Source organism: Streptomyces sp. NPDC050619, from assembly GCF_040654815.1.
In the GTDB taxonomy this organism is placed as follows: Bacteria; Actinomycetota; Actinomycetes; order Streptomycetales; family Streptomycetaceae; genus Streptomyces.
This window is the reverse complement of the sequence record NZ_JBFAIR010000005.1, coordinates 122,153-142,286: the sequence shown is the minus strand read 5'-3', so window position 1 is coordinate 142,286 and position 20,134 is coordinate 122,153. Positions and strand designations below refer to the sequence as shown.

Genomic DNA, 20,134 nt, shown 5'->3' with positions numbered 1-20,134 from the left:
CCCATTTTTTGCCGCGAGGGAGGTCTCGATCAGGCAACGGCTCTCGCGCCCGCCAGGGTGACGCGCGTAGAACACTGTGTCATGCATAAATCACTACGCATCGCAGCCGCCACCGCTGCCTGTGCGCTCGCCGGCGGTGCCCTGTACGGCGCCGGTGCGGCCACCGCCGGCCAGTCCACGGCGAACTCCACGCACGAGCCCTACAACATCGGGCTCCTGGCCAAGGACATCGACGCCTACTACGGCACCACGCTCGACGCGAACGGCGTCTACCAGGCGTCCGTGGACAGCCCGTACGCCAAGGACCTCGCGCGCATCGACTCCGCCGCGCGGAAGTACATCGACCAGGCGGCCCGCAAGGCGCTGCACAAGGGGGAGAAGCCCGCGGTCGTCTTCGACATCGACGACACCCTGCTGCTCAGCCTCGACTACGAGAAGCGCAACAACTACGGCTACAACTCCGCCACGTGGGCGGCCTACGTCAACAAGGCCGACCGCCCGGCCGTCTTCGGCAGCCCCGAACTCGTCCAGTACGCCGAGAAGAAGGGCGTCGAGGTCTTCTACAACTCCGGCCTGAGCGAGGCGCAGCGCTCGGCCGCCGTCGAGAACCTGAAGAAGATCGGCGCCGATGTGAACCTCGACGCCGACCACATGTTCCTCAAGGACACAGCCAACCCGCCGTCCTACCTGAGCGGTTGCGCCACGCCGGGCGCCTGGACCTGCACGACCGTGCAGTACAAGTCCGGCACCCGGGCGCACATCGAGAAGGACCTCGGGTACGAGGTCATCGCCAACTTCGGCGACCAGTACTCGGACCTCGACGGCGGCTACGCCGACCAGACGTACAAGCTGCCGAACCCGACGTACTTCGTCAGCTGAGGCTCATCGCCCGTACGCGGCGAGCAGCCGGGCGTACTCGGCCCCGGTGACCGGCATCACCGTGCCGTGCCGCGGGCTCGCGGGCAGCTGGTAGTCGGTGGACATCGTCCACTTGCCGGAGGCGAGGTCGGTGGTCTCGAAGGGGACGTAGCCGCGGCCGCCGTACTCGTCGATGAACAGGTACCACTTCTCGGCGGTGTTGGACTTGAACACCGTCGGCCCCTCGCCGCGATCGATCGAGCCGCTGCCGATGCAGTCGGAGACGAAGTCGTACGACGTGTCCGTCAGGCTCGTCGACTTCTCGCCGGTGATGAACTTCGAGCAGGGCGAGCTGGAGGACGGGTCCCGCTCGTCCTTGGTGTAGCGGTAGTACGTGTCCTTGTGCTTGACGACCGTCGAGTCGATGACCGAGTAACCGGGGTCGTCCCAGACCTTCGGCGCGCTGAAGGTGCGGAAGTCCCTCGTGGTCGCGTAGAGCATCTTGTTGTACGTCGATCCGGTGTGGCCGGGGTCGTCGTCGGCGTACAGCTTGGACGCCCAGAAGACGACGTACCTGCCGAGCGAGTCGTCCCAATAGGCCTCCGGCGCCCAGGTGTTGCCCGCGTTGTCGGGGGCGACCTTCACCAGGCGCTGGTCGGTCCAGTGGACCAGGTCGGTGGACTCCCAGATCATGATGGACTTGCTGCCGTGCCGCTGGACGTCGTCCCAGCTGCCGCTGCTGTTCCGATACATCCTCAGGTCGGTGGCGATCAGGTAGAACTTGTCGCCCTTGGGGGAGCGGATCACGAACGGGTCCCGCAGCCCCTTCTCACCGATGGTGGACGTGAGAACCGGCTTGCCCGCATTCAACTCCCGCCAGTGCAAAGGGTCGTTGCCGCGGCTGAGGGCGTAGCGGATCTGCTCGCCGTCGGCGGTGCCCTCGCCGGTGAAGTACGCGAAGAGGTAACCGGCGTACTTGGGCTGCTTCACGGGTGGTGCTCCGGTGCGCGCGGTGCTGGGGGCTATGGCGAGGAGGGAGAGCGCAAGGGCCAGGAGGGGGGCCACGAGCGTGCGGGAGGTACGGAGTCTCGGGCGTCGCATGACACATCCTGTGGGAGTGTGGGGCTTTCTGTTGGATCGGTTCGCCTTGGGAGTGTCATAGGAGGGGGACAGGGCGTCAATCGGTGCGGACGGGGCCGGGCGGAGCGAAAGTTTCGATCGCTTTTCGCGGCCGGCGGCAACCTTTTCGGGCAGGGCGGCGACCGGATGTGAGAGGCGGGCCGGGGCGCCCCCTCCGGCCCGCTTCGCCTCCACCCTGTAGTCACCCAAGCCCCTCAAGCACCTCAAGCCCCCCAGGAAAGGAACGCCCTGTGCGTCTTGGCACCGGACGGCACCGCAGGACGCGGACCCTCTCGATCGCCGCGGCGGTGGCCATGGCCGCGTGCGCAAGCGGCGTCTACCTCGGCCTCTCCGAGGACGGAGCCCAGGCCGTCCCCTCGACCACGGTCACCGTGTCCACCACCGCTCAGCTGGAGTCGGCCGTCAGGAACGCCACCGCCGGCACCGTCATCCAGGTCCGCGGCGGCACCTACTATCCGACGGCCACCCTCAAGTCCACGGCCGACGGCACCGGTTCGGCCCGGATCACGCTCCAGGCGTACGGCGGTGAGAAGGTACGGATCGACGGTTCCAAGCTGGCCGACGGCTCCTGGCTCGCCGGGATCTACGGCGACCACTGGACCGTCCAGAACCTCACCTTCCAGAACTCCCCGGCCCAGGGCTTCGTCGCCACCTCATCGGCCGGCGGCGTCTTCAAGAACCTGGTCACGGCCGGCAACGGTGATTCCGGCTTCACCCTGCGCGGCGACGGTACGAGGGACAACCTCGTGCAGAACCTGGACAGTTACGGCAACTACGACGCGGCCGGGCACGGGCAGAACGCCGACGGCATCGCCGTGAAGTTCGGCTCCGGCACCGGGAACCGGATCACGGGCGCCCGGCTGTACAACAACTCGGACGACGGGCTCGACCTGTGGCAGTTCTCCTCGCCGGTCACTGTCGAGGGAGGTTGGGCCTTCGGCAACGGGGTGAACCGGTGGGGGGACTCTTCTTTTGAGGGCGACGGCAACGGGTTCAAGCTGGGGGGCGGGGGAGTTACGGTCGCGCATCTCGTCAAGGGCAACGCGGCTTGGGGCAATGTGCGGAACGGGTTCACTCAGAACTCGAACCCGGGGGCGAGTGCGTTGAACCGGAACACCGCGTATGCCAATGGCGGGGTGGGGTTTTACTTTGCTGGGGGGAAGGCTCGGTTGGCTCGGAATCTTGCTGTGGGTAATAAGGGTGGGGTGTCCGAGTTGGGGGCGTCTGGTGTTTCTGCGGCGAACAACTGGGACAGCGGGGTTTCGACTCCGTCCTTCAAGTCGGTGGATGCGGCGACGGCGTATGGGGGTCGAAAGGCGGACGGGTCGTTGCCTTCGACGAGGTTCCTGGTGACGGGGTCCAGCGCGATTGGTACTGCTATGAACTGACGGGTGGCGGCTGCGGGTTCGTTGTGGCTGGTCGCGCCCACGCGGCGGAGCCGCATATGTCACAGCCCCGCGCCCCTTTGGGGCGCGAAACGCCCCGGCCGGTTGTTACCGGCGGGGCGTTCCTGTCGTGCTCCGTTGGTTTAACGCCGACTCACTGGTACGTGATGTCGGATGCCGAGAACTTGCAGGACGTTCCGTCGGGGCCGGTGCCCAGTTCCTTGGGCTCCTTGCCGGTGTTGTTGCCCTGGAAGCGGACACACGTCTTGATCTTCTTCTTGCTGTCGCCGTGGATGCGCACCTTGCGCAGGGTGGCGGTGTCCCCGTAGTTGGTGTTGATCCCGACGATCGAGTTCATCGGCGCGGTGACGTCCACGTCGTCGATGCTGATCGTGCGCTTGTACTGCGTGGAGCAGTTGCCGCAGCTGCGGACCAGCTTGCCGGCGTTCTCCACCTGGAACTTGCTGACGACGAGCTTGCCCGCGCCGTTGAACTGGAGGACCTTGTCGTCGGCGTTCCTCGCGCCGCCGCCGGTGACCGAGTACACGGCCGAGGACGACTTGCCCTTGAAGCTCGCCGCGTCCTCGCCGACGTCCAGCCACCACACGTTCTGCAGCGTGCAGCTGCCCGTGCAGTGGACGCCGTCCGCGGCCGGGGTGCCGATGATCACGTTCTTGAGGACGGCGCCGTCGGCCAGCTGGAAGATCGGGTCCTGGCCTTCTTCCTGGTCGCCACCGCCCAGGTCGCCGGAGCCGGAGAACTTCGTGAGCTTGCCGTCGTACGTGCCCGAGACCTTGATCGTCGAGGACACGGACTTGTTGCCCGCGGGCGTCGGCCAGGCCGAGGCGGCGCCGGCGGAGGACAGCATCGTCGTGGTCACGATCGCCGCACCCGTGATACCTAACGCGGCGGTACCGGCGATCATCGCGCGCCGTTTGGTGACCCGGCGACGGTGGCGGACGTGCTGTTCGGCTGGTGCAGTCATGCCCATTTCCTTGCGTGGGAGGAAGTTTGCGCTTCCTGGTCGCCACGGGTGAGGAAAAGGGTTGCCGCCCCTTCAAGAATTTCTTACGAGTCGCCCTCGTCGTCTTCGTTCGCCGCGAAGGTGCCTGCCACGGCGTGCTGTTCGCCGCCCGCGGTGGCCGTCATCGCGTAGCGGTCGTCCTTCGCGTCCCGGCCGCCGCGGTCGTGGTCGTACTGGCCCGCGAAGACCCACTCGCCCGCCCACACCGAACGGCCCGGCTTGAGCACCCAGGTGTAGACGAGGAAGCCGTCCTGCTCGACGACCGTCGTCGTGAAGTCGTCCTCGGGTGCGGACCGCCAGGAGCCCGCCGAGGTGACCCCGCCGGTCTGCTTGATCCTCAACTGGACGGTGAGCGCGGTGAGTTTCTCGCTCGTCTTCACGGTCACATCGCTCTGCGCCCAGAAGTCGTTGCTGTGCGGGTCCACGGAACCGTCCGACCACAGCGGGCCGTCCTCGGTGCCCGCCCCGGACGGCAGCGCGGGCACGGCCGGCGTTTTCGAGGGTGGGGAGCTCGGCTCGCCCGGCTCCCGCGAAGTGCTCGGTGCCGGATCCACCGGGGGGAGGGGCGCGCGGCTCGTCGCGTCCGGCGAGGGTGTGGGCGTCGGGGAGACCTCGACCGCCTGCTGAGGGGGAGCCTCGTCCTTCACCGCGGACGCGACCGCGTAGCCGCCGACCCCGAGCACGCCCGCGACCGCGGTGGTGGCGGCGATGACCCGCACCCAGCCGAACACCGGCGGGCGGGTCGCCCGGTGGTCGGGGCGGGTCTGTTCGGTCATGCCGCGCTCGATCCGCGCCAGGATGCGCGCGCGGTCCGGCTCGTGCCCACCGGCCGCCTCGTGCAGCCGGGCGCGCAGCTCATCGTGCACGTCCCGCCGCATCGTCATCGGTCCTTTCCGGCGTCGCCGGTGCGCGCCATCGCGGCGTGCACCTTCTGCGGAACAGCCGCCTCTGTACCCAGCAGCCGCTGCAGTTCGGCCATTCCCTTGGAGGTCTGGCTCTTCACCGTACCGACCGAGACGCCCAGGGTGAGCGCGGTGTCCTTCTCGGAGAGGTCGAAGGCGTGCCGCAGCACCACGCAGGCGCGTTTGCGGAACGGAAGTCTACGCAGCGCCTCCTGTACGTCGATCACGCCCGCCACGTCCGGGTTCTCGGTCTTCTCCTCGCGCTGCGACCAGAACAGCGAGACGCGCCGCCGTTCGCGGACCGCGCTGCGGATCCGGGTGCGGGCCAGATTGGCCACGACCCCGCGCGCGTACGCCGCCGGATGGTCGGCCGCGCGGACCCGGTCCCAGCGGTGCCACAGCGCCAGCAACGCGTCCGCCGCCAGATCGTCGGCGGCGTCCGCCTCACCCGTCAGCAGATGGGCGAGACGTGACAGTTCGGCGTAGTGGCGCTCGAAGAAGGCGTGGAACTCCACGGAGGCGGCGTCGTCGACGACTGTGCCCACGGGCGACCTCTCCTCACGGCGGCTCGGGCACCCTCAGGGCGCCTGTGTGTGTCATGTGGCTGACATGTGATCATCCGGGGGTGTCCCGGCGGAGATCCGGAAGCGTAGCAGCGATCGAGCGCCTGGTTCGTACGGTCCTTCGAACGCCGTATGGTCGGCCGACCGTGATGTGGCCTTGGATACAGCCTGAGGCCGAAGCCGATTCCGTAACACGGGGAAAACCTGAAACGAGTTCATCGCAGGAACAATCCAGCCAGCATCCGCACACCGATCATTCAGGCACCAAGGAGCAGCAGTCATGTCCGAATCGCAGAAGGTGGCCGACCGGTCGAGTGCCCCGCCACCAGGGGCGAACAGCGTCGACCGGTTCTTCAAGATCTCCGAGCGGGGGTCCACCTTCAGTCGTGAGATACGCGGCGGCTTCGCCACGTTCTTCACGATGGCCTACATCCTTGTCCTGAATCCCATCATCCTCGGCAGCGCGAAGGACAAGTTCGGTCACCAGCTGGATGCCGTCCAACTGACCACCGCCACCGCCCTGGTGGCCGCGGTCATGACGGTCATCATGGGCATAGGCGGCAATCTGCCGCTCGCGCTCGCCGCCGGCCTCGGCCTGAACGCGGTCGTCGCCTTCCAGATCGCCCCGCTGATGAGCTGGGACGACGCGATGGGCCTGATCGTCATCGAGGGCCTGCTGATCTGCGTGCTGGTCGTGACCGGTCTGCGCGAGGCCGTCATGCGGGCCATTCCGCAACCGCTCAAGCAGGCGATCAGCGTCGGTATCGGCCTGTTCATCGCCTTCATCGGCTTCGTCGACGCCGGGTTCGTCAGCCGCATCCCCGACATCGCGAACACCACGGTCCCGGTCCAGCTCGGCGCCACCGGCAACCTCACCGGGTGGCCGATCCTCGTCTTCTGCCTCGGCGTGCTGCTGACGATCGGACTGCTCGCCCGCAAGGTCAAGGGCGCCATCCTGATCAGCATCGTGACCATGACGATCATCGCGATGATCATCAACTCGGCCGCCGACATCAAGGCCTGGGGCCTGACCACGCCCGAGTGGCCCGACAAGATCGTCGACACCCCCGACTTCGGACTGATCGGTCACTTCAGCCTGTTCGGCGCCTTCGACGCGTCCGGCGTCGGCATCATCACCGTCGTCCTGCTGATCTTCACGCTGATCCTGTCCGACTTCTTCGACACCATGGGCACCGTCGTCGGCATCAGCGCGGAGGCCGGACTGCTGGACGAGGAGGGCAAGGTGCCCAACCTCGGCCGGGTGCTGCTCATCGACGGTGCCGCGGCGGTCGCGGGCGGCGCGGCCTCGTCCTCCTCCGCCACCTCCTACATCGAGTCGGCGGCGGGTGTCGGCGAGGGCTCGCGCACGGGCTTCTCGAACCTGGTCACCGGCGGCATGTTCGCCCTCGCCCTGTTCATGACCCCGCTGCTGACCATCGTCCCGCTCCAGGCAGCCGCCCCGGCCCTGGTCGCCGTCGGCTTCCTGATGATGACCCAGGTCAAGCACATCGACTGGGACAAGTACGAGATCGCCATCCCGGCGTTCCTGACCATCGCCGTGATGCCGTTCACGTACTCCATCACCAACGGCATCGGCGCCGGCTTCCTGTCCTACGTCCTGATCAAGACGGTCCTCGGCAAGGCCAAGGAGATCCACTGGCTGCTGTGGGGGACGGCCGCGCTGTTCCTGGTGTACTTCGCGATCGACCCGATCGAGCAGATCCTCGGCGCGAAGTGAGGTCCGGGGGCAGCCTCGCCGGAGGCTGCCCCCAAGGGCCTGGTTCTTCAGCTCTTCAGAGCCGCTTCCATCATCGCCTTGGCCACCGGAGCCGCCAGCCCGTTGCCGCTGACCTCCGAGCGGGCCGCGTCCGACTGCTCCACGAGCACCGCCACGGCGACCTCCTTGCCGTCGGCCTTGCCGTAGGACGTGAACCAGGCATACGGCGTCTGGCTGTTGTTCTCGCCGTGCTGGGCGGTGCCCGTCTTGCCGCCCACCGTCACGCCGGAGATCTGCGCGTTCGTGCCCGTGCCCTCGTCGACGACCGTCTGCATCGCCGACTGCAACTGCTCGGCGGTCGAGGAGCTGACGATCTCCTTGCTGCTCGCCTCGTCGTCGTAGTTCTTCAGGACGTCGTCACCGCTATTGGTGATCTCGGACACCATGTGCGGCGAGACCAGCTTGCCGCCGTTGGCTATGGCGGCCGACACCATGGCCATCTGCAACGGTGTCGCCGTCACATCGAACTGGCCGATGCCTGTCAGGGCCGTCTGCGCCTGGTCCATGTCCTTCGGGTACACGCTCTCGTACGCCCGCACCGGCACGTCCTGCGTCGCGTCGTTGAAGCCGAACTTCTCCGCCATCGCCCGGACCTTGTCCTGGCCCAGGTCGACGGCCATCTTCGCGAAGACGTTGTTGCAGGAGTACTCCAGGGCCACGCGGATCGAGGCGTTCGCGCAGGGGGCCGAGGCGTTCTCGTTCGCCAGCACGTCGGTCGACTGCGGCAGCTTGTACGGGTTGGGGCTGTCCGTCTTCTCGTCCACCGACGAGTACAGGCCGTCCTCCAGCGCGGCCGCCGCCACCACCAGCTTGAACGTCGAGCCCGGCGGCAGCGGCTGGCGCAGCGCGCGGTTGGTCAGCGGCTTGTCCGGGTCCGCGTTGAGCTGCTTCCAGGCCGACCCGGCGGTGTTGGCGTCGGTGAGCGACGAAGGGTTGTACGACGGGGTCGAGACGACCGCCAGGATCTTGCCGGTGCTCGGGTCGATCGCGACGGCCGCGCCCTTCTTGTCACCGAGCGCGTCATACGCCGCCTTCTGCACATCGGGCTCGATCGTCGTCACCACGTTGCCGGGCTCGGCCCGCTCGTTGGTGACCGTGTCCATGACGGTCTTCAGACGGTTGTCCGTGCCGTTGAGGAGGCTCTGGTAAATACCCTCCAACTGCGTGGGCGCGTACGCCTGCGAGGCGTAGCCCGTCACCGCCGCATACAGCGGGCCGTTCGTGTACGTGCGCTTGTACTCGAGGTCGCTGCCCTTCGTCCGCGCGGAACCGGTGATCGAATCGCCGGCCACGATGATGTTCCCCAGCGGCTTCGCGTACGTCTCGATCACGTTGCGCCGGTTGTCCTTGTCGTCTGCCAGCGCCTGGCCCTCGTAGAACTGCACCCAGGTCGCCCTGATCAGCAGAGCGAACACCAGCAGCAGCGTGAAGACGGAGGCGCGCCTGATCGTCTTGTTCATCTCGCTGGGACTGACGAGCGGGGATGGGCGGAACGTTCCCTTCCGTCGGGATTCTCATGGGTTGTTCATGAGCGGGGGTTGCGAACTGATGCCTTTCGCTGTGTGCCGCAACCGGCGGCAGGGCTTCGCAGGCGACGGCGACCGTGGCCGTCACCCGAAGCCCGCTGCCGTTCGTGGCGCCCGTGGCCGGTCCGATGACCACCCCACCGACCAGGACGTACGGCATCGCCAGCGCCCCGCCGAGGATCAGATGGACCCACCGCAACCGCGCCCGCCGCCCGAACAGGAACCGGGCGAACCCGCTCACGCCGACCGCTGCGGAGCCGTCCCCGCCGAGCGCTCCGCGAGGAAGTATGCGCCGACGGTGGCGAACAGGATGCCGACGATCATCCGGCCAGCGTGCGAGGTTCATCCGCTGTGTCGGACGGTCGGCGATACCGTCCACCCCGACCAGACAGGCCACCGACATCCAGCCGCCCCAGCAGGCGACGGCGCCGGAGCCGACCCAGGCGAGGGCGAGGGGCCGAGCGGGGTCAGCGGTGGCGGGTGCGAGTGACGGCGATGGGGGTGCCCCCGCTCGAGCGGAGCCGAGAGTGGGGGAGCGTCCACGCTGCCGCGCCGCCTGAGGCGGACACCTCTTGCGCCACGACGATCCGGCTCCGCCGGGCGAGGGAGAGGGCCCTCACCCCACCAACGTCAGCACGACCTCGTCGATCTCCTCGCCGCGCGCGTTCGCGTACCCCCGGGCCTGGGCCGTCTCCCGGAATCCGCACTTCTCCAGCACGCGCCGCGAACCGGCGTTGTCCGCCGCGGCCCGCGCGTACAGCGGCCGCTCCGTCACCTCGGCCAGCAGCCGCCCGAGCGCGGCCGTGGCAATTCCCCGCCCCCAGTAAGCGCGATCCACCCAGTACGTGACCTCGCGCTCGCCCGGCTCCCCGTACACCACCGCGCTGCCCACCACGTCACCGTCCGCCAGGACCGTCCGGGCGACGTCCTTCGACGACCGGATCCGTTCCCAGAGGGCGTCGAAGGCGTCCCGGTCGGCGGGATCCTCGGCGGTGAAGGCCGCCATCCGCAGGGACTCCGGGTCGTTCATCTGCCGGTAGAACACCGGCAGGTCGCTGTCGTGCACCGGGCGGAGTACGACCTCCATCGATCAGAGCCTCCGGGTGGCGAGGGTCAGCCGGTCCCGGGCGTCGAACAACGCGTCCTTCACCATCTGCTCGTGGGCGGGCGTCAGCCGCGCCACCGGCACCGAGCAGCTGATCGCGTCGCGCGCCGGAGTGCGGTAGGGGATCGCCACGCCGAAGCAGCGCAGCCCCAGCGTGTTCTCCTCGCGGTCCACGGCGAAGCCCTGCTCCCGCACCTGGTGCAGCTCCTCGATGAGCTTCTCCCGGTCGGTGATGGTGTTCTCGGTCAGCGCGGGCAGGGTCTCGGGCAGCATCTTGCGGACCTGCTCGTCGCTGTACGTGCTCAGCAGCGCCTTGCCCAGCGAGGTCGAGTGCGCGGGCAGGCGGCGGCCGACCCGGGTGAAGGGCCGCAGGTAGTGCTGCGACTGGCGGGTGGCCAGATAGACCACGTTCGTGCCGTCCAGGCGGGCCAGGTGGATCGTCTCCGTGGTGTCGTCCGACAGGCGGTCCAGCGTCGGACGCGCCGCCGCCACCACCTCGTCGCCGTCGATGTACGACGTGCCCACCAGCAGCGCCCGGACGCCGATGCCGTACCGCGTGCCCGTCGCGTCCGTCTCCACCCAGCCCAGCTCCACGAGCGTGCGCAGCAGCATGTAGAGGCTGGATTTGGGGTACCCGACGGCCTCCTGGACCGCCGCCAGAGAGTGCATACCGGGGCGTCCGGCGAAGTATTCGAGCAGTTCAACGGTCCGTACCGCGGATTTGACCTGCGCCCCGCCGCCTGTCTCGGCTGCCGACATCGCCCTTGACCCCTTCGTTCGACGGGAAATAGTCTCCGACAGCATATTCACCATCAGAGACAGCGTTCAGCATATCGAACGACCCTGGTGGATGACCTGAGTAGTGACGACCTGGATACTGCGGCGATACTGCGCGATACACCGGCAATGCAAGCAGCAGTACATGGCAATACATACGGCAATACATACGGCGATACATATGTGGAGGGACCCGCCGTGGCAGCAGCACCAGTCTGGAGTGTCGACCCCCGAACCGGGAAGCAGCGTGAGCAGGTTGCGGTGGAGGCCACAGCCCAGGAGGTGGACGCCACCGTCCGCGCCGCGCACGAGGCGCGCGGCGCCCTCGCCGACCGCACGGTCCGCTCGGCCTTCCTGCGCTCCGCCGCCGACGGCCTCGAGGCGGCCAAGGACCACCTCGTCGAGGCCGCCGACGCCGAGACCGCGCTCGGCCCGGTCCGGCTGACCGGCGAACTCGCCCGCACCTGCTACCAGTTGCGGGCCTTCGCGGACATTGTCGACGAGGGCGCCTTCCTCGACGTCGTGATCAACCACCCCGACGACACCGCGACCCCGCCGATCCCGGACCTGCGCCGCTACAAGGTGCCGCTGGGTGTCGTCGCCGTCTACTCGGCCTCCAACTTCCCCTTCGCCTTCTCGGTCGCCGGCGGTGACACCGCGAGCGCGCTGGCCGCGGGCTGCCCGGTGGTCGTCAAGGCCCACCCCGACCACCCGGCCCTGTCCGAGCTGGTCGCGTCCGTGCTGCGCCGGGCCGCCGCCGGGCACGACATCCCCGAGGGCGTCGTGGGTCTCGTCCACGGCCTGGAGGCGGGCGTCGAGCTGATCAAGCACCCGCTGATCACCGCCGCGGGCTTCACCGGCTCCATCCGGGGCGGACGCGCCCTCTTCGACGCCGCCGCCGCGCGGCCCGTGCCGATTCCGTTCCACGGTGAGCTGGGGTCGCTGAACCCCGTCGTCGTGACCGAGGCGGCCGCGGCCGAGCGGGCCGAGGCGATCGGCGCGGGGCTCGCCGGATCCATGACGCTGGGTGTCGGCCAGTTCTGCGTGAAGCCGGGCCTGGTGCTGGTGCCGTCCGGCGCCGCGGGCGACGGCCTGGTCAAGTCGCTCACGGACGCCGTCAGCGACACCGACGCGGGCGTCCTGCTCGACCACCGGATGCGCGCCAACTTCGTCGCGGGGGTCGCCGAGCGGGTTGAGCTGCCCGGCGTGGAGTCCCCGGTGACGCCGGGCGCGGGCAGCGAGCACACCGTGAGCCCCGGCTTCCTGACGGTGCCGGCGAACCGGCTGGCGGCCGAGGGGGAGCACGATCTGCTGCTGGAGGAGTGCTTCGGTCCGGTGACCGTGGTCGTCCGCTACGAGGACGACTCCGAGGCGCGGGCCGTGCTGTCCCGGCTGCCGGGGAACCTTACGGCGACGGTTCAGCTGTCGGCGGAGGAGGCCGCGGGGCAGGGGCGCGGGGCGGAGATCCTGGCCGAGCTGACGCCGCTGGCCGGGCGGGTGCTGGTGAACGGGTGGCCGACGGGGGTTGCTGTGGCGCCGGCCCAGCATCACGGCGGGCCGTACCCGGCTACGACGTCGACGTCCACGTCTGTTGGTGGGACGGCGATCGAGCGGTGGTTGCGGCCGGTCGCGTATCAGAATGCGCCTGCGGCGCTGCTGCCGGTGGAGTTGCGGGATGAGAATTCGCTGGGGTTGCCTCGGCGGTTCAATGGGCGGCTGGAGCGGTAGCGCTCCGCGGGGTAGCGCCGTAGGGGTGCGGGTTATCTGCCGGCTGCGGGTCCGTTGTGGCTGGTCGCGCCCACGCGGCGGAGCCGCATATTGATACAGCCCCGCGCCCCTGAGCACGTGCACTGATCCCTGGAATGAAGAGGCAATGGACGTCCGATTCACCGAACTGCCCTTCCCGCTCCGTGATTACGGGCCTGACGGGCACTGGTCCTACGAGGACGGCGTCCTTACCGGATGGGCCGGGCCCCGGCAGGACCGGTTCGTGACGCCTACCGGTGAAGAGGTGGACCCCGCCTCGGACGCGCCTAGGTTGCTGGGGGCGCCCGAAGGGGACTTTCAGCTGGTCGCGCGGGTCACCGTCGGGTTCGGGGCGGCCTTCGATGCCGGGGTGCTGTACGTGCATGTCGGCGAGCGGGCCTGGGCGAAGTTGTGTCTGGAGTACTCCCCGGATGTGGCCACCGTCTGCACGGTGGTCACCCGGGGGCACTCCGACGACGCCAACTCCTTCACCGTGGACGGCAGTTCCGTCTGGCTGCGGGTGAGCCGCACCGGCCGTGCGTTCGCCTTCCACGCCTCCCGCGACGGCGAGCGCTGGACCTTCGTGCGTCTGTTCACCCTGGGCGAGGAGAAGGAGACCGGCGCCGCGCTGGTCGGCTTCATGACGCAGTCGCCGATAGGGGAGGGGTGCGTGGTGACGTACGACCACATAGAGTTCCGGCCTACTTGGCCGAAGGACCTGAGAGACGGAAGCTGAGGGCGAAGGTCACCGCGAGCAGGGCCGCGCCGATGACCAGGCTCAGGCGCATCCCGGCCTCGAAACCGTCGGAGACCAACGCCCCGAAGACGGCGATCCCCAGACCGCCCGCCACCTGGCGTGCCGCGTTGAGGACCCCGGCCGCCAGACCCGCTCGCTCCGCCGGTACGGCGTCCATCATCGCCGCGGTCAGCGGCGGCACCGTCAGCGCACAGCCCAGCGCCATGGGGACGAGAAGCACGGCCACCAGGGCCGCGGGCGTGCCGGAGTCGACGTACAGCAGGACGAGCAGTCCCGGAACGGCGAGCCCCTGCCCCACCAGCATGGGCAGCCGCGGGCCGTAGCGGCCCGCGAGCTTGCCCGCCACCAGGTTCGTCACCCCGATCAGGCAGGTCATCGGCAGGAACATCAGCCCGGCGGACAGCGGGGAAAGCCCCTTGACCTGCTGGAAGAAGAGCGAGAAGACGAACACCATGCTGTAGAAGGCGACGCTGACCGCCGCTCCCGAAGCGACCGTCGCGGTCACTGTCCGGTTGCGGAAGAGACCGAGCGGAACGACCGGATGCGGGCTGCGCGCCTCGAACCGGAGGAAGGCGACGGCAGCCGCGACGGCCACCGCCAGCGCCACCCAGCCTGCCCTGCCGCCCTCGATCACCGCGAACGCCAGGGCCGCGAGCGCCACCACCGCCGTCACCTGGCCGGGCAGGTCCAGCGGTGCCGGTCGGCGCTCGGAGCGCGGGGCCCGGACCAGCAGGGCCAGGATCAGCAGGCCCACCGGCAGGTTGACGAAGAAGATCCCGCGCCAGTCCCAGGCCGTGGTCAGCGCCCCGCCCACCACCGGACCCAGCGCCACCGCCGCCGAACCGCCCGCCGCCCACAGGGCCACGGCGCGGGCCCGCCGGGCCGGATCGGCGTACGCCTGCCGCACCAGGGCCAGCGAGGCCGGGAGCACGACGGCCGCCGCCACGCCCTGCACCACCCGTGCGCCGAGCAGGACCGGCAGGTTCGGCGCCAGTCCGCAGGCCACCGAGGCGAGCGTGAACACGGTGGTGCCCAGCGCGTACGCGCGGCTCGCCCCCACTCGGTCCGAGAAGGCACCGGTGGACAGCATCAGGGCGGCGAAGGCCAGGGTGTAGGAGTCCACCACCCACTGGAGTCCGGACATCCCGCTGCTGAGGGAGGAACCGATCGCGGGCAGGGCCACGTTCACCACGGACGCGTCGAGGCAGATCAGCGCGAAGCCGAGCAGGGCGGCGGTGAGAGTAAGTGCGGAGGACGGTGACGGCGAGGGCTTCAAGACACTTCCACCGGCGGCGAGTTGGCCGCCCCGAACGGTCGGTTTCGTTGGCATGTCTCCATGCTGCGGACCGCCGCCGTCGTACACTACTGGCCCGAATGCCACGCTCCCGGAGGTTCTGGCCATGTCCCAGCGGCTGACCCCGCACCGCATCGCCGTCATCGCGCCCTCGCCCGTCTCGATGTTCAACCTCGCCATCCCGGAGATGCTGTTCGAGAAGGTCGAGGTGGACGGGCGGCCGGGATACGAGGTGGTCATCTGCACCGCCGAGCCGGGACCGCTGCCCACCACCAGCGGCCTCGACCTGCACGTACGGCGCGGCCTCGACGCCGTGCGGGAGGCGGACACGGTGCTCGTCGCGGGGACCGGGGCGCCGTACGAGCCGGAGTCGCGGATCGTGGCCGCCGTCCGCGAGGCGGCCGCCGACGGCAAGCGGATCGCCTCCCTGTGCAGCGGCGCCTTCCAACTCGCCGAGGCGGGCCTGCTCCAGGGGCGCAAGGCCACGACGTACTGGGTGCACAGCGAGGCGCTGCGCCGCCGCTATCCACAGGTCGACCTGCGCGGAGACGTGCTGTACGTACAGGACGGCCAGATCCTGACCGCGTCCGGCTACGCCGCCGGCATCGACCTCTGCCTGCACATCATCCGCACCGACTACGGCGCCGCCATCGCCAACCAGGTCGCCCGCCTCGCCCTGGTCGCCCCCGTCCGCCCCGGCGGCCAGACCCAGTTCACCCAGACCCCGCTGCCGCCCGAGCGCGGCAACGCCTGTGCCGACGTCCGCGGCTGGGCCATGCGCAACCTCGACAAGCCGCTCACCCTCACCGATCTGTCCCGGCACGCGGGAGTCTCCGTCCGCACCCTCACCCGCCGCTTCCACGCCGAGAGCGGGGTGAGCCCACTTCAGTGGCTGCTCCACCAGCGCATCGAGCGAGCCAAGGAACTCCTGGAGACCAGCGCCCTGCCCATGGACCAGGTGGCCCGCGCCTGCGGCCTCGGCACGGCCGACTCACTGCGCGGTCACCTGGTCCGCCGAACCGGACTGACCCCGAGCGCGTACCGGACGCAGTTCAGCCGCCTGGGAACCGGGCCGATGGCGATCACGTCCTCGGCGGCATGACCAGTGACGCAGCCGTCGCGACCCTCGCCACCCGGGTGATCCGCACCGCCGTGCCCGCCGAGACGGAGACCCTGACCGCCCTGCACGCGCGGGCCCGGGCGACGTACTACCCGGACGGGATCCCGGACGACGACACCGACTGGCTCGCCGCCTGGCGGGGCGCCGTCGCCCGGCCGGACGGCCATGTGCTGTGCGTCGTCGAGCACGGCCGGATCATCGGCCTCGCTTCCTTCCGGACCCCGGAAGGCGCCCCCGCGGACACGGTCAAGCTGTTCCAGTTCCACGTCGACCCCGACCACTGGCGCTCCGGCGTCGGTACGGCCCTGCACGCTGCCTGCGTGGAGGAGTGGCGGGCCGACGGCAAGCGCACCGCTGTGCTCGACGTGCACGTCGACAACCGCCGGGCGCAGGCCTTCTACGCCCGCCAGGGCTGGACCCCCGACCCGGAGAACCCGCCCGCCGCGGGGGATCACCACCTCTACCTGCGCAGGCCCACACACCCCTGAGGGCTCCGCCCTCGATCCGCCCACGGCGCGCAGGCGACCACGGGCGGTCGTGCGCCGGCCGCGTCGCCAAGCCCGGCTCAGACCCCGTCCATCGCCATCTGCACGCTCTCGAGCTCGGCCTCGCGCTGGTGGTCGTAATCGGCTCGCGCTGCGGCGATCGCGTCCTGGTGGTCCTCGGTCCAGGCAACGAGCGCCTGGATGGTGTCGTGCAGCGTCGCGCCCATCGGAGTGAGCTGGTAGTCCACGCGCGGCGGGACGACCGGATGCACCGTGCGGCGCACCAGCCCGTCGCGCTCCAGCTGGCGCAGTGTCACAGTCAGCATGCGCTGGCTGATTCCGTCGATCTCGCGCCGCAGTTGGGTGAAGCGCAGGGTACGTCGGTCGAGCAGGGCGATGACGAGCAGCGACCACTTGTCGGCCACGCGGTCGAGAATCTGACGGACCTCGCAGCCCTCTCGGGTGTCCCACTGGCGGGCCTGGTCGTCATCGGTTCCCGTGCAGTGACTCGGTGACTTCAAAGTGCCTTCTTCCATGGTCGTTCAGGGTGCACCAGGATCGAGGCGGTAACAAGAGGGAACCGACAGGCGGTTCGGTAACCGCCTGGACGTCTTCGTTCTCTCTTGTCTCCCTTTCTCCTCTTCCTTCCCTGATTGCTTCAAGGAGCCGTCCTGTGTCCACGCCGTCCATGTCACCACCGCCGGAGCCCGGCGCCGCCCCCCTGACCGGGCGTGCCTGGGGAGTGCTCTTCGTACTGTGTGGAGCGATCTTCCTGGAGGGCATCGATGTGGCCATGCTCAATGTGGCCCTGCCATCGATCCGTGCAGACCTGGGGTTGTCCACCGGTGAGCTTCAGTATGTGATGAGCGCGTACGTCGTTGGTTACGGCGGGTTCATGCTGCTGGGCGGACGAGCGGCTGACCTCTTCGGCCGCCGACAGATGTTTCTGTTCTGGCTCACCGTGTTCCTGCTCTTCTCCGGCCTGGGCGGCTTCGCCGACGATGGACGCACGCTCATCGTCGCCCGCTTCGTGACGGGGGTCGCCGCCGCGTTCATGACTCCGGCCGGGCTGTCCATCATCACGACCGGCTTCGCGGAGGGGCCGCAGCGTGACAAGGCCCTCCTGGTCTACTCCGGCACCGCGGCCGGAGGTTTCTCCATCGGCCTGGTCGTCGGAGGGCTGCTGACCTCGGCCGACTGGCGCTGGGTGTTCTTCGCCCCCGTCGTCCTGTCGTTCCTCATCCTGATCGCCGCCCTCGCCCTCATCCCCAAGTCCGAGCGGCCCGACCGCGCCGGGCAGCGTGTCGATGTGCTTGGGGCGCTCACCGTGACCGGCGCGATCGTGCTCCTCGTCTTCGCCGTCGAACGCGCCGCCCATACCGGTGTGGGTCAGACACTGGGAACTCTCGCCGCGGGCTTCGCGCTCCTCACCGTCTTCGTACTGGCCGAACGCCGGGCGGCTGCCCCGCTTGTGCGGCTGGGTATCTTCCGCAGCGGCGCCCTGGTGCGCGCCAACCTCGCCGCGCTGCTCTTCTCCGGTGGCTTCTTCGGCTTCCAGTTCATCGCCGTGCTGTATCTACAGGAGCTGCGCGGCTGGTCCACGGTTCAGACCAGCCTCGCGCTCCTGGTGATCGGCATCGACGCCGCACTCTCCCCCACCCTCACCCCCAAACTCGTCAACCGCTTCGGCAACGCCCGGGTCATCTTCGGCGGCCTGGTGCTGGCCGTGCTGTCGTACGCCCTGTTCCTGCCGGTCGGCGACGACTGGACGTATGCGGCGATGTTCCCCAGCTTCATCACCCTCGGCCTGGCGTTCTCCCTGGCCTACGGCCCACTCACCATCGCAGCCACCGAGGGTATTGACGAGGAGGAACAGGGACTCGCGGGAGGCCTCCTCTACACCTCCTTCCAGTTCGGCGCCGCCCTCGGTCTGTCCACCGTCACCGCCGTCAATGTCGCCTCCACCGCTGACGACGGATCCCCCAAGGCCCTGCTCGACGGCTACCACGCCGCCCTGCTCGTCCCACTCGTCGCAGCCGCCGTCGCCGCGCTCATCAGCGCGTTCGGCCTCCGCGATCGCCCCCGCGCGACGGATGACGATGTCCCGCGGGCCGCGCCGGCCCCCGCCGAAAGCGCCGAAAGCGCCGAGACAGCAGAGGCGGCGCGATGAGCCCCGCAGGGACGGAGGTGGCGACGTGGCACTGAAAGCGCGCTCCTTCTCCGACGTGGAGAGCGAGTTCTTCCAGTACATCGGCGACATCGCATACGCGACCATGATCACCGTCGACAAGCAGGGCCGCCCCCGGGCGCGCATACTCCTCCCCATCTGGGAGGTCATCGACGGGCGCCCCGTCGGCTGGCTCGCCGCCTACAAGACACCGGTGAAGTCGGCGCACCTGGCGAACAATCCGCACACCACCTACTCCTACTGGAACGCACGGCAGAACGCCGTGTTCATCGACAGCGTCTCCAGGTGGGTCGAGGACGAGCCCACCAAACGCCACGCGTGGGAGCTCTACCGCAAGGGCAGCCCACCCGGGGTCGGCTACGACCCCCGCGGCTACTGGCGCGGCGGACCGACGGACCCGGAGTACCACGTGTTGCGCATCGAGCCGTGGCGGGTGCAGGTGCTGCGCGGAAGGGATTTACGCAGCCGGATCTGGACTGCCGAAGGCGGGGCGTAGGGCCCCCAGTGCGCCCTCGGCCACGGCCGGGGGCGCACCACGCGTGTCTCGACCCTGTCCGGCGGATCGTGCCCGGCCCGCCGGCTGTGGGACCGCTACGAGGCCGCCAACCGCATCCGCAGGTGCACCCAGGAATGAAACCCGTTGCTTGAACGTTCATCCATCACCCGGCGGAAGCCTCCGCACCCACATGACCTGGAGAGCCACCACCATGCGCGTCGAGATCTGGACGGACATCGCCTGCCCCTGGTGCTATGTCGGAAAGGCCCGCTTCGAGAAGGCCCTGGCGACCTTCCCGCACAGCGACGACGTCGAGGTGGTGCACCGCTCCTTCGAGCTGGACCCCGGCCGCGCCAAGGACGACACCCTGTCCGTGATCACGATGCTCACCAAGAAGTACGGCATGAGCGAGGCGCAGGCCCACGCCGGCGAGGACAACCTGGGCGAGCTGGCCGCCGCCGAGGGCCTGGAGTACCGCACCCGGGGCCGCGACCACGGCAGCACCTTCGACATGCACCGCCTGCTCCACCTCGCCAAGGAACACGGCAAGCAGGACAAGCTGCTGGACGCGCTGTACCAGGCGAACTTCGCCGAGGAGCGGTCCGTCTTCACCGAGGGCGAGGAACGGCTGCTGGAGCTGGCCGTCGCCGCCGGCCTCCCCGCCGACGACGCCCGCAAGGTACTCACCGACCCCACCGCCTACGCCGAAGAGGTCCGCGCCGACGAGCGCGAGGCCGCCGAACTCGGCGCCAACGGCGTGCCCTTCTTCGTCCTCGACCGCAAGTACGGCATCTCCGGCGCCCAGCCCGCCGAGGTCTTCACCCAGGCCCTGACCCAGGCCTGGGGCGAACGCTCGCCGCTGAAGCTGATCGACCAGAGCGACGCACAGGCGTGCGGCCCGGACGGGTGCGAGGTGCCGCAGCACTGAGCGGCGGCGGGCCCGCGGAAACCCGCAGGTCGGGGCGGACGTATAAGCGTTCCTTGGCGGAAT

The 20,134-nt window shown here is 69.3% G+C and carries 18 protein-coding genes and 1 pseudogene; 10 read left to right on the top strand and 9 right to left on the bottom strand.

The genetic code is table 11. The features are described 5' to 3' along the window. Window positions 1–81: 81 nt before the first annotated feature. Window positions 82–879 (top strand): HAD family acid phosphatase, encoded by a 798-nt coding sequence (locus AB0I77_RS11400; protein WP_363282212.1) that lies wholly within the window; start codon window positions 82–84, stop codon window positions 877–879. Between the two features lie 12 nt (window positions 880–891). On the opposite strand, the pseudogene AB0I77_RS11395 reads toward AB0I77_RS11400, so the two are convergent. Then, a pseudogene (locus AB0I77_RS11395) lies at window positions 892–1,959 on the bottom strand (glycoside hydrolase family 43 protein); the annotation flags it as partial. Window positions 1,960–2,228: 269 nt separating this feature from the next. Between AB0I77_RS11395 and AB0I77_RS11390 the strand changes: the two are divergent. Continuing rightward, window positions 2,229–3,386: a right-handed parallel beta-helix repeat-containing protein gene (locus AB0I77_RS11390; protein WP_363282211.1), complete on the top strand. Its 1,158-nt coding sequence runs from the start codon at window positions 2,229–2,231 to the stop codon at window positions 3,384–3,386. Between the two features lie 151 nt (window positions 3,387–3,537). Here AB0I77_RS11390 and AB0I77_RS11385 read toward each other — a convergent pair whose 3' ends face one another. The 3 genes from AB0I77_RS11385 to AB0I77_RS11375 all read right to left on the bottom strand — a co-directional run bounded on the left by AB0I77_RS11385 (window position 3,538) and on the right by AB0I77_RS11375 (window position 5,854). Beyond that, on the bottom strand, window positions 3,538–4,368 hold the full coding sequence (locus AB0I77_RS11385) for a pectate lyase (RefSeq protein WP_363282210.1): 831 nt from the start codon (window positions 4,366–4,368) through the stop codon (window positions 3,538–3,540). Window positions 4,369–4,451: 83 nt separating this feature from the next. Next, the gene (locus tag AB0I77_RS11380; protein WP_363282209.1) at window positions 4,452–5,291 is read right to left on the bottom strand and encodes a hypothetical protein; all 840 of its coding nucleotides are present in this window, start codon (window positions 5,289–5,291) and stop codon (window positions 4,452–4,454) included. Beyond that, window positions 5,288–5,854 carry a SigE family RNA polymerase sigma factor gene (locus tag AB0I77_RS11375; RefSeq protein ID WP_363282208.1) on the bottom strand — a complete coding sequence of 189 codons (567 nt, stop codon included), beginning with the start codon at window positions 5,852–5,854 and terminating at the stop codon, window positions 5,288–5,290. The genes AB0I77_RS11380 and AB0I77_RS11375 overlap by 4 nt, the downstream gene beginning before the upstream one ends. Window positions 5,855–6,152: 298 nt before the next feature. Here AB0I77_RS11375 and AB0I77_RS11370 point away from each other — a divergent pair, with 298 nt between their 5' ends. Continuing rightward, window positions 6,153–7,610 carry an NCS2 family permease gene (locus AB0I77_RS11370; protein WP_363282207.1) on the top strand — a complete coding sequence of 486 codons (1,458 nt, stop codon included), beginning with the start codon at window positions 6,153–6,155 and terminating at the stop codon, window positions 7,608–7,610. 47 nt (window positions 7,611–7,657) lie between these two features. Here the strand turns inward: AB0I77_RS11370 and AB0I77_RS11365 are convergent, their stop codons facing one another. From AB0I77_RS11365 to AB0I77_RS11355, 3 genes are all read right to left on the bottom strand, one after another. After that, complete coding sequence (locus AB0I77_RS11365) at window positions 7,658–9,109, bottom strand: penicillin-binding transpeptidase domain-containing protein (RefSeq protein WP_363282206.1); 1,452 nt, start codon at window positions 9,107–9,109, stop codon at window positions 7,658–7,660. Between the two features lie 682 nt (window positions 9,110–9,791). Next, window positions 9,792–10,262: a GNAT family N-acetyltransferase gene (locus AB0I77_RS11360; protein WP_363282205.1), complete on the bottom strand. Its 471-nt coding sequence runs from the start codon at window positions 10,260–10,262 to the stop codon at window positions 9,792–9,794. A 3-nt stretch (window positions 10,263–10,265) separates the two neighbouring features. Beyond that, entirely contained in the window at window positions 10,266–11,039 is a 774-nt protein-coding gene (locus AB0I77_RS11355; protein WP_363282204.1) for an IclR family transcriptional regulator, read from the bottom strand. 216 nt (window positions 11,040–11,255) lie between these two features. Between AB0I77_RS11355 and AB0I77_RS11350 the strand changes: the two genes are divergently transcribed. Beyond that, window positions 11,256–12,785, top strand: a complete 1,530-nt coding sequence (locus AB0I77_RS11350; RefSeq protein ID WP_363282203.1) for an aldehyde dehydrogenase (NADP(+)) — start codon at window positions 11,256–11,258, stop codon at window positions 12,783–12,785. 145 nt (window positions 12,786–12,930) lie between these two features. Continuing rightward, window positions 12,931–13,539 carry a DUF1349 domain-containing protein gene (locus AB0I77_RS11345; RefSeq protein ID WP_363282202.1) on the top strand — a complete coding sequence of 203 codons (609 nt, stop codon included), beginning with the start codon at window positions 12,931–12,933 and terminating at the stop codon, window positions 13,537–13,539. Here the strand turns inward: AB0I77_RS11345 and AB0I77_RS11340 are convergent. Continuing rightward, a complete protein-coding gene (locus tag AB0I77_RS11340) occupies window positions 13,505–14,890 on the bottom strand; it encodes an MFS transporter (RefSeq protein ID WP_363282201.1) in 1,386 nt (461 codons plus the stop codon). The two genes, AB0I77_RS11345 and AB0I77_RS11340, sit on opposite strands and share 35 nt — an antisense overlap. A 70-nt stretch (window positions 14,891–14,960) precedes the next feature. Here AB0I77_RS11340 and AB0I77_RS11335 point away from each other — a divergent pair, with 70 nt between their 5' ends. Together AB0I77_RS11335 and AB0I77_RS11330 are read left to right on the top strand one after the other, a co-directional pair. After that, entirely contained in the window at window positions 14,961–15,956 is a 996-nt protein-coding gene (locus AB0I77_RS11335) for a helix-turn-helix domain-containing protein (RefSeq protein WP_363282200.1), read from the top strand. Then, a complete protein-coding gene (locus AB0I77_RS11330; protein ID WP_363282199.1) occupies window positions 15,953–16,462 on the top strand; it encodes a GNAT family N-acetyltransferase in 510 nt (169 codons plus the stop codon). The genes AB0I77_RS11335 and AB0I77_RS11330 overlap by 4 nt, the downstream gene beginning before the upstream one ends. Before the next feature lie 77 nt (window positions 16,463–16,539). Here AB0I77_RS11330 and AB0I77_RS11325 read toward each other — a convergent pair whose 3' ends face one another. Continuing rightward, on the bottom strand, window positions 16,540–16,995 hold the full coding sequence (locus AB0I77_RS11325; protein ID WP_363282198.1) for a helix-turn-helix domain-containing protein: 456 nt from the start codon (window positions 16,993–16,995) through the stop codon (window positions 16,540–16,542). Window positions 16,996–17,147: 152 nt separating this feature from the next. Here AB0I77_RS11325 and AB0I77_RS11320 point away from each other — a divergent pair, with 152 nt between their 5' ends. The 3 genes from AB0I77_RS11320 (at window position 17,148) to AB0I77_RS11310 (ending at window position 20,071) form a co-directional block, all read left to right on the top strand. Further along, on the top strand, window positions 17,148–18,629 hold the full coding sequence (locus AB0I77_RS11320) for an MFS transporter (RefSeq protein ID WP_363282405.1): 1,482 nt from the start codon (window positions 17,148–17,150) through the stop codon (window positions 18,627–18,629). 25 nt (window positions 18,630–18,654) lie between these two features. Continuing rightward, on the top strand, window positions 18,655–19,143 hold the full coding sequence (locus AB0I77_RS11315) for a pyridoxamine 5'-phosphate oxidase family protein (protein WP_363282197.1): 489 nt from the start codon (window positions 18,655–18,657) through the stop codon (window positions 19,141–19,143). 211 nt (window positions 19,144–19,354) lie between these two features. Beyond that, window positions 19,355–20,071, top strand: coding sequence for a DsbA family oxidoreductase (locus tag AB0I77_RS11310; RefSeq protein ID WP_363282404.1), 717 nt, complete (start codon window positions 19,355–19,357; stop codon window positions 20,069–20,071). The last annotated feature ends 63 nt before the right edge of the window (window positions 20,072–20,134 follow it).

Bases quoted from the DNA above. Each gene is read 5' to 3' on its own strand.
- AB0I77_RS11310 (WP_363282404.1), top strand. From the start codon at position 19,355: ATGCGCGTCGAGATCTGGACGGACATCGCCTGCCCCTGGTGCTATGTC.
- AB0I77_RS11320 (WP_363282405.1), top strand. From the start codon at position 17,148: ATGTCACCACCGCCGGAGCCCGGCGCCGCCCCCCTGACCGGGCGTGCC.
- AB0I77_RS11355 (WP_363282204.1), bottom strand. From the start codon at position 11,039: ATGTCGGCAGCCGAGACAGGCGGCGGGGCGCAGGTCAAATCCGCGGTA.
- AB0I77_RS11335 (WP_363282200.1), top strand. From the start codon at position 14,961: ATGTCCCAGCGGCTGACCCCGCACCGCATCGCCGTCATCGCGCCCTCG.
- AB0I77_RS11340 (WP_363282201.1), bottom strand. From the start codon at position 14,890: ATGCCAACGAAACCGACCGTTCGGGGCGGCCAACTCGCCGCCGGTGGA.
- AB0I77_RS11365 (WP_363282206.1), bottom strand. From the start codon at position 9,109: ATGAACAAGACGATCAGGCGCGCCTCCGTCTTCACGCTGCTGCTGGTG.
- AB0I77_RS11385 (WP_363282210.1), bottom strand. From the start codon at position 4,368: ATGACTGCACCAGCCGAACAGCACGTCCGCCACCGTCGCCGGGTCACC.
- AB0I77_RS11370 (WP_363282207.1), top strand. From the start codon at position 6,153: ATGTCCGAATCGCAGAAGGTGGCCGACCGGTCGAGTGCCCCGCCACCA.
- AB0I77_RS11345 (WP_363282202.1), top strand. From the start codon at position 12,931: ATGGACGTCCGATTCACCGAACTGCCCTTCCCGCTCCGTGATTACGGG.
- AB0I77_RS11400 (WP_363282212.1), top strand. From the start codon at position 82: ATGCATAAATCACTACGCATCGCAGCCGCCACCGCTGCCTGTGCGCTC.
- AB0I77_RS11325 (WP_363282198.1), bottom strand. From the start codon at position 16,995: ATGGAAGAAGGCACTTTGAAGTCACCGAGTCACTGCACGGGAACCGAT.
- AB0I77_RS11330 (WP_363282199.1), top strand. From the start codon at position 15,953: ATGACCAGTGACGCAGCCGTCGCGACCCTCGCCACCCGGGTGATCCGC.
- AB0I77_RS11380 (WP_363282209.1), bottom strand. From the start codon at position 5,291: ATGACGATGCGGCGGGACGTGCACGATGAGCTGCGCGCCCGGCTGCAC.
- AB0I77_RS11360 (WP_363282205.1), bottom strand. From the start codon at position 10,262: ATGGAGGTCGTACTCCGCCCGGTGCACGACAGCGACCTGCCGGTGTTC.